7 protein-coding genes and 1 pseudogene are annotated in these 7,132 nt (G+C 65.9%); 7 read left to right on the top strand and 1 reads right to left on the bottom strand.

Annotated elements, in window-relative coordinates:
* The first annotated feature begins 788 nt into the window (after positions 1 to 788).
* From ACIBAF_RS47405 to ACIBAF_RS47380, 6 genes are all read left to right on the top strand, one after another.
* Positions 789 to 1,298, top strand: coding sequence for a nucleoside-diphosphate kinase (locus tag ACIBAF_RS47405; RefSeq protein ID WP_399472752.1), 510 nt, complete (start codon positions 789 to 791; stop codon positions 1,296 to 1,298).
* Between the two features lie 74 nt (positions 1,299 to 1,372).
* A complete protein-coding gene (locus tag ACIBAF_RS47400) occupies positions 1,373 to 1,672 on the top strand; it encodes a hypothetical protein (protein WP_399472750.1) in 300 nt (99 codons plus the stop codon).
* Between the two features lie 153 nt (positions 1,673 to 1,825).
* A complete protein-coding gene (locus tag ACIBAF_RS47395) occupies positions 1,826 to 2,407 on the top strand; it encodes a hypothetical protein (protein ID WP_399472748.1) in 582 nt (193 codons plus the stop codon).
* A gap of 40 nt (positions 2,408 to 2,447) precedes the next feature.
* Complete coding sequence (locus tag ACIBAF_RS47390; protein ID WP_399472746.1) at positions 2,448 to 3,215, top strand: hypothetical protein; 768 nt, start codon at positions 2,448 to 2,450, stop codon at positions 3,213 to 3,215.
* Positions 3,215 to 4,609, top strand: a complete 1,395-nt coding sequence (locus tag ACIBAF_RS47385; protein ID WP_399472744.1) for a hypothetical protein — start codon at positions 3,215 to 3,217, stop codon at positions 4,607 to 4,609. The genes ACIBAF_RS47390 and ACIBAF_RS47385 overlap by 1 nt, the downstream gene beginning before the upstream one ends.
* Positions 4,610 to 4,706: 97 nt before the next feature.
* Positions 4,707 to 5,408 carry a class I SAM-dependent methyltransferase gene (locus ACIBAF_RS47380; RefSeq protein WP_399472756.1) on the top strand — a complete coding sequence of 234 codons (702 nt, stop codon included), beginning with the start codon at positions 4,707 to 4,709 and terminating at the stop codon, positions 5,406 to 5,408.
* A 96-nt stretch (positions 5,409 to 5,504) separates the two neighbouring features.
* On the opposite strand, the gene ACIBAF_RS47375 is transcribed toward ACIBAF_RS47380, so the two are convergent.
* Entirely contained in the window at positions 5,505 to 6,077 is a 573-nt protein-coding gene (locus ACIBAF_RS47375) for a non-canonical purine NTP pyrophosphatase (RefSeq protein WP_399472754.1), read from the bottom strand.
* Positions 6,078 to 6,619: 542 nt separating this feature from the next.
* Between ACIBAF_RS47375 and ACIBAF_RS47370 the strand changes: the two are divergent.
* Positions 6,620 to 6,950 (top strand): annotated as a pseudogene (locus ACIBAF_RS47370) (lamin tail domain-containing protein); the annotation flags it as partial.
* Between the last annotated feature and the right edge of the window lie 182 nt (positions 6,951 to 7,132).

The raw sequence follows: 7,132 nt of genomic DNA, 5'->3' as shown, positions 1-7,132 counted from the left end.
GGCGCCCGCTTCGAGAACGGCCTCCTCGTCGAACGAGACAAGACCCTCGCAGCGTGATCCACCTCAACTGATCCACAAGTCTTGACAATTACTCTTGCATATGGACCCCGCGCAGGACCCACAGGCCAACATGCGAGCGCAAAGCCTCATGCAGCAAGGCGTGTTGAGTGAGATGAACGCCCTCGTAGAAGCCTAGTTGACGACACCTGGCGGTTCACCCGGTCGGCCGTCCCAGCGTCCGTGGCTCTCTGCTCCAGGCGCAGCCCCCTGGGCCATAGGCCGTCCCGGCGAGGCGAGCAGGCCTGCCGCGGGCCGTCTCCGAACCTCCGTCATCGTTGCCGTCCAACGTCCCCATGTCCAAAGAAGGTTCGCGATTCCGTTATCACAACTGCTGGGCGGGAGAGGGGCTTTTGGGGGACGAGGCTGCGGACAGCCTGTCCGCTCAGGAGCGGCGCAGGCTGAGAGGCTCTTTCAGCGGCCAGCCACTGGCCCGTCCTACCCAGCGCCCAGACGCCGCTGATGACTCGGATGCAAGGGCTCTGCTGCGGCAGGGCGCGAACGAAGACCGTGCCGAAACGGCGAAGGCGGGATTCACGAAAGAGGGCGGAGCGGGATGTCGTTGACGAACAGAGGACTGCTGACGTTCCGGGAAAAGCGATCAAGGTGCTCGTCCGGATTGTCGATCTCGGATGACCCCGAGGGGAGCCCTCGAAGCGCAGGTAACCTCAGGCTCATGGCGCACTGAGTGTGCGTCATATGTCGCCTGCCTGAACGCTGAAAGGGAACCGATGGCCCAGGATCAGAAGCAGCCGGTGGAGCGCACTCTCGTGCTACTGAAGCCCGACGCCGTTGTGCGTGGCTTCGCCGGGAAGATCATTTCCCGATTCGAGGATGCGGCCCTGAAGATCGTCGGCATCAAGATGAAGCAGATGGACGCCGAGTTCACGCGACGCCACTACTTCGACCTCGAAGAACGCTTCGGTCCCGAGGTCTACAACATCACTGCCACGTTCATGCAGCAGGGCCCCGTCATCGCACTCGTTCTGGAAGGAGCCGACGCCGTCGCCACCGTCCGGAAGATCGTCGGCAGCACCTTCCCGAACGAGGCGCCCGCTGGCACGATCCGCGGGGATTTCTCGCACTACAGCAAGGCCGCCAGCGTCGCCTCCGGCAAGGCCGCCGCAAACCTCGTGCACGCCTCCGGCAACGAGGAGGAAGCGGTCCAGGAAGTGGACCTCTGGTTCGACAAGGACGAGCTCCAGGACTACCGCACCCTCGCTGAGATCTTCACTTACTAGGCGACCTCCACGTCACCAGCTGGTCGTCGCCGCGTTGAACACCACCGGGGATCCACCGGATGAGAGAGGACAACATGACCAGCGAAACCCGCGTCGCCTCCGTCGAAGAACTGGAGACCGGCTTCCAGCGGGAACTGGGCGCCAACCGATGGGCAGCGGCGGAGACCGCGTACGCGCTGGCCGCGAGGCATCGCGACAACGGCAACTGGGACCAGTCCCGTGAATGGGTGCAGCAGTGCCTGCGCCTGTTGGAAGGGTTCCCGAGCGATACCGAGGACCAGGTGGCCACCAAGCGCCTCTCGGTGGGAGGCGTGCAGCTCCCGACCTACCTGCATGACGGCGTCGTGAGAGACCGCTTCGGCGACGTCGCCTGACCGATCTCCGACTGGCGGGCGGCGCGGACGCCAAACGACGCCCGCGCCGCCCGCACCAGCGCAAACAGCCCAACATCGCGACCGATCCGGACCAGCCGGGCTCCACCCCGCTTGGTTCGGCTGGATCACCCATGCCCGAACAAGGAGGACACCGTGCCTGTCGAGATCGAAATGCGTGCCCGCTTCAGCCAGGAAGCCCACGACCAGCTCATCTCGCGCCTCGAACAGGACGGCGAAGACCTCAGCCGCGACGACAAACACATCTACTTCTACGTGCTGCCCGACCAGCTGCTGAAGGTAACCGACAACATCGCCACCAACACCGCGAAGATCACCCTCAAGGCCAGCAAGATCGGGCACGGTGCGGCATTCCCGGAAACCGAGGTCCCCATCGCCCGCGAAGACGTGGAAGCCGCGGTCCGTGTCTTCAACGCGCTCGGCTTCGAGAAGACGATGCACGAGGCGTACAACCAACGCCGCAACTTCCGCTTCGGCGGAGTCGAGATCGCGGTCAAGTGGAGCGAAGCGTGGGGGTACCACGCCGAGTTCGAGGTGCTCCTGGGCGACGAACCGAGCCCGGCAGCGGTCCATGTGGCCCAGGAGAGCATCGAGTCGGTAGCACGCGAGCTTGGAGTCACCCTGATGAGCGAGGAGGAGCTCGCCGAGTTCACTGCGGCCTTCGAAGCAGCACACCAGACCGCCGACCGCTCCTCACACGCGGCACCCGCCACCTGAGCCAACTCGTCGCGATGGACCACCGAGAGGGGTGGACTAGATGAGCAAGACCCCGCCGGCCACCAGCCTGGTGGACCTTGCCGCACGCAAGCAGCTTCCGCACCACCAGTTCGTCGACCACGCGACGGTGCGCTGGCTCGAGGAGAACCGGCCGCACCTGGTCGATGGCGCGCCGACGAAGATCCGGGACACGTCCCGCAGGCTCCTCACGCGCGCGGCGATACCGACGGACTGGCTCGCAGAATCCCGCCTGCGCGACTCCCTGCACGGCGTTCGGCACGCGATGCGCACCGCCGCACTCGCGGCCCTCCTCGCCGAGACCACCGGTCTCGACGAACCGGATACAGCCACACTGATCGTCGCTGCCGCCGTCCACGATTGCCGGCGACTCCACGACAAGGACGACCGAGGCCACGGAGCCCGCGCAGCGCGATGGCTCACCAGCCACACGGACCTCGTCTGGGAACACTTCCACGTGCCGGCGAGAGCATCAGCCGTCGCCCAAGCCGCCACCGCCGTGCGTCTCCACGACGTGCCGTACACGACCTTCACTGTGGAAGACGAAGCCGACTACGCGCGCGCCCGGAAGATCAGCGATCTCGTGAAGGCCGCCGACGCGCTCGACCGCTACCGGCTGCCGAAGCTCAGCTGGTGGCCAGACACACAACACGTACGCGTCGAAGGCTTCGACCGGCTCCGCGCAGCTGCCTTCGACCTCGTCCTCTGGTCCGAAGCCGACCACCTGGCAGGACTCGACAGCGCGGACGCTGTCCTCAAGGCCCTCGAACAGCGGGAGCTGATCGGCTGATGGACTTCCTCGACGCGTACCACCTGTGGGCCGACGCCCACGAGTTCTACGAGGCCTCGATCATCCCCAACCCGGCCGAAGCGACCGACCCGCTGGCCGAGCAGACCGCCGCCTGGGAGGCCCGCCTGGCCGAGCAGACCCCCCACGGCGCTCTCCTGCGCAGCAACGCCCTCTTCGACGCCCTCAACAGCAACACCAAGCTGCACCTGCTGCACGTCACCCACGCTCTGGAGGAGATCAACGAGCACGGTGTGCTGTACCCGTCGGGCGGCTGCCTCGTAGGCAGCATCTACTGCGCCCCGCTCACCGCAGCCGATCAGGGCTTCCGAATGCACAACCTCGCCTCGTACGTCCTCAACCGGGAAGCACCGGCCTTCCTGAAGCGAATCGGCAAACCTGAGGCGACGCCCACTCCGCTGCTCTTCGAGATCGACGTGCCACGCCAGGCATACCGCGGCCTCGCCGGCGTCGACTACCTGCGACTCGGCGCCATCCACCTGAGCATCTACAGCCACCTCGAATACCTGCTGTCCAAGACCGAGCGGCACCAACTGCGCGAGACGATCACCAGCAGGACGAGGAACTCCGCCAGCTTCCTCGCCCTCGCCTCGACGATCGCCCACACAGGCGCCACTGTCGCAGCCGAGCCGTTCCTCCAGTTACTCGACGAGACCATCCCTCGCCTGCCGATCCTCGGCTACATCTATTTCGAAGCGCTCGCCGAGTACCTGATGCTCCACTCCACCAGCGACGAGACCCGGCGCCTGGCCGAACTCGGCGAGTTCAACAACTGGCTCTACAAAGAGATGATCTTCTCCTCCGAATTGGCCATGGCCGGCAAGTTCGATCTCGCCAAGTTCCGCCCCTCTCCCGACAAGCTAGACGGTTTCCTCGCGCAGGTGGACCGGACGATAGATCCACAGCACGCCCGGAACTACCTCATGGAACGCATCAGCTACCTCGTCGCCGCCCGCCTCTTCGCCCCCGGCCAGGTCCCGGAGGAGTGGCGACACACCCGGTGGGAGTTCGACAGCCTGGCCACCCACCTCGGCCCGCTACTGGGCCACCTCATTCACCGCGAACTGCGGACCTTCGGCCGATACCCCGACTTCTACTTCTACTTCGACCAGCACAAGGCACTCCAGGCCTGGAACTACTGGAACCACATGGACATCATCACGCCCTTCAACGGCACGATCCCGAAGGGCGAGATCGGCATCAACCCCGCCTACCCCGATCTCGCGTACCGGGTCTGGCGCGCCGAACAGGATGACGCCGGGCGACTCCACCCGACGGAGCAACTGAACGTGACCATTGCCCCTCGGCTGGTCGACATCAAGTACACCCTGATGCGCAACAGCCGGTCGGCGAGTCCGTCGCCGACGGCCGCTTGAGGAAACGCACCCGCACACCTCGCCCGTACGTGACGAACTCCGAGGAGATCACGTGACGCCTCAGCCGAACATCGAGACAGCCAGCCCGGACCAGGTCATGGAGCAGATATCGCAGCTGCTGCGACAGCCGACCACGACACACGGCCTCGCCCGGGCTCTGCGTGCCACCGTCAAGGAGCTCGAACTCCACCGCACCCACCAGGTCAGCCAGAAGGCGTGGCCCGACGGCCGCGTCGACGACACACCCCGCAAGGTGCAGATCGGCGGAGGAGCCCACCGGATCCCCGGCTTCTTCAACATCGACGCCGTACCACCCGCAGACCTGCTGTGGGACGTACGCGAAGGCATACCGCTCCACGACGCGACCGTCGACGAACTGTTTTCCGAACACTTCCTGGAGCACATCGACTACCCCCGCTCGGCCAAGCACTACGCCCGGGAAGCTCACCGCGTACTCGCTCCCGGCGGGCGTCTCATCACCGGCGTACCTGACGCCGCCTTCGTGCTGGCCCAGTACCCGTCGGGCACCGTTGACAGCGAAGAGATGATCAAGAAGTGGTACGGGAATCGGAACTGCCTCGACGACATCAACACACACCTGGACCTGATCAACTACGTCTTCCGAGACCAGGACGACGATCCCACCTACAACCCGCACTACTGGGCCTACGACCAAGACAAGCTCGTCCAGCTCTTCACCGAGGCGGGGTTCACCACGGTTGATCCCTGGAACTTCGACCCGCAGATCGCCAACCCGAAACGCCAGTGGGGCAGCGTCTACGTCATCGCGACCAGGTAGCCGCCGAACCGCTGGACAGCAGAGCTGACAGCGGCGGGCCACCGGCTGGCGGGACGCGTCGGACAGATCACTGGGTGGCGGGCACCGTCAGAGCAGTCATCCGCGCCCAGACAGCCAGGCTCCCAGCGCGGCAACAACCGATTCCGCCTGCCACTCGGCGAACACCCGCTCCTGTTCAGCGGCCGGCAGGGCCGCGAGCGTCGACGTGGTGCCCTCGGGGACGAAAATCGACCACAGATCCGACCAGGACCGCGGCCCGTCACCGCGGTCGGGGGCAGAGGCGATGGAGCCCGGCTTTCGGGAGTCATCCGCGAAGGTGCGAAGTTCGCCTCGCGCGTCGACGTACACGGCTGCACTCGCGAAACGGCACGTCCGTTTTTCTGTGAGGTCTGCGAGGTGCGTGAATCCGCCGGGCCCGAAGGCTTCGAGGGCCTGCTTGACCATGGGCCCCGGCCAGCCGCCGAACTCCTCGATGTAGAACCCCGAGTCCTCGACGAACAGCGGTCGTCCGAGGACCGCGAAGGCCTGCCGGGCCTTGTGCTGGGCGATCTCCGCGACGGACGTGGTCTGGATCTCGTCCAGCTCCAACGCCACCTGCTCCACCTCGATACCCCAAGGCGCGAGATGCTCTTGAGCCGTACGGAACTTCCCTGAATTCCCCGTACACATCGCCACCTTGATACCCGACATGAGCAGTAGACCCTTTCGCAGACAGCAGCATCCGCGTCCCCTGACGGGATGCTCGACGCTGCCAGCGTCGTCGCTACGCCGGGGGACATGATGTGGAAGTGATCATTGTGGCCCTTGCTGACCATCCGCCGCAGCGGCTTCCTGAAGAGAAGGGCTCCGTCCCCGACAGGGCCGGATTGATCTCGGAACGGCGAGGGGCTCCTCTACGACCAGACCATCCCTCAATCGGCCTGCAGTTCGGCCACAGGCCGTTCCGTCTCCAGCTGAGCGAGCCCCAGCCGGGAGTCATCCGGGTTAGCGTGCGGGCCCACGATCTTGGTGCAGAAGAACAGCGCCATCAGCTTTCCATCCCGGCTTTCCAAGTCACTGTGCCGCGCACGGCGTACACGCGCGGCCAACTCCGGGATGACGAGCAAGTTCCCCCACAGCCAGGCAGCGTCGAGCCCGCGGGGAACCATCCCTCATTCTTCCGCATGATGGCGCGCTAGGGTTGCAGCTCAACGGGACATCCGTCGACGGATGACTCCCCGGGGCGCGACGACCGCTCCACCCGCTCCCTGAACAAGGAATGGGTGGAGCTGACCAACACCACCCGCAACGCGGTCAACCTCGACGGCTGGGCTCTGAGCGACGAGTCCGGCCACCGCTACACCTTCGACCACTACCGCCTGGCCGGCCGCGCTACCGCCCGCACCCACACCGGCGTAGGCCGCGGCACGTGCACCGACCTCTACCAGGACCGCCGCGCCTACGTGTGGAACAACGACCACGACACCGCCACTCTGCGCAACGACCGTGGCCGGTTCGTCGTTCGACGAGTCCTGGGGCCACCGCCGCGGCGGCCGCCACTGACCCACCCGCCTTCCAGCAGGGCGCAGCCATGAGGTGATCGCCTGGTGTGACATGTCGGCGGGGGGGGGGCCCCGGGGGGGGGGGGGGCGCCCCCCCCCCCCCCCCCCCGGGGGGAATGAAATTTTAGCGCGGGGGGGGGGGTTTTTGGGTTGGGATGGTTTTGCCCCCGCCCCACCATAGGG

This window comes from Streptomyces sp. NPDC051677 (genome assembly GCF_044453465.1).
Taxonomy (GTDB): domain Bacteria; phylum Actinomycetota; class Actinomycetes; order Streptomycetales; family Streptomycetaceae; genus Streptomyces.
Note: the sequence above shows the minus strand (reverse complement) of the source record. Positions and strands in the feature narration are given on the sequence as shown.

What these genes read in the sequence shown, in the direction of transcription:
- ACIBAF_RS47405 (WP_399472752.1), top strand. Translation starts at nt 789, where the DNA reads ATGGCCCAGGATCAGAAGCAGCCGGTGGAGCGCACTCTCGTGCTACTG.
- ACIBAF_RS47400 (WP_399472750.1), top strand. Translation starts at nt 1,373, where the DNA reads ATGACCAGCGAAACCCGCGTCGCCTCCGTCGAAGAACTGGAGACCGGC.
- ACIBAF_RS47390 (WP_399472746.1), top strand. Translation starts at nt 2,448, where the DNA reads ATGAGCAAGACCCCGCCGGCCACCAGCCTGGTGGACCTTGCCGCACGC.
- ACIBAF_RS47385 (WP_399472744.1), top strand. Translation starts at nt 3,215, where the DNA reads ATGGACTTCCTCGACGCGTACCACCTGTGGGCCGACGCCCACGAGTTC.
- ACIBAF_RS47380 (WP_399472756.1), top strand. Translation starts at nt 4,707, where the DNA reads ATGGAGCAGATATCGCAGCTGCTGCGACAGCCGACCACGACACACGGC.
- ACIBAF_RS47375 (WP_399472754.1), bottom strand. Translation starts at nt 6,077, where the DNA reads ATGTGTACGGGGAATTCAGGGAAGTTCCGTACGGCTCAAGAGCATCTC.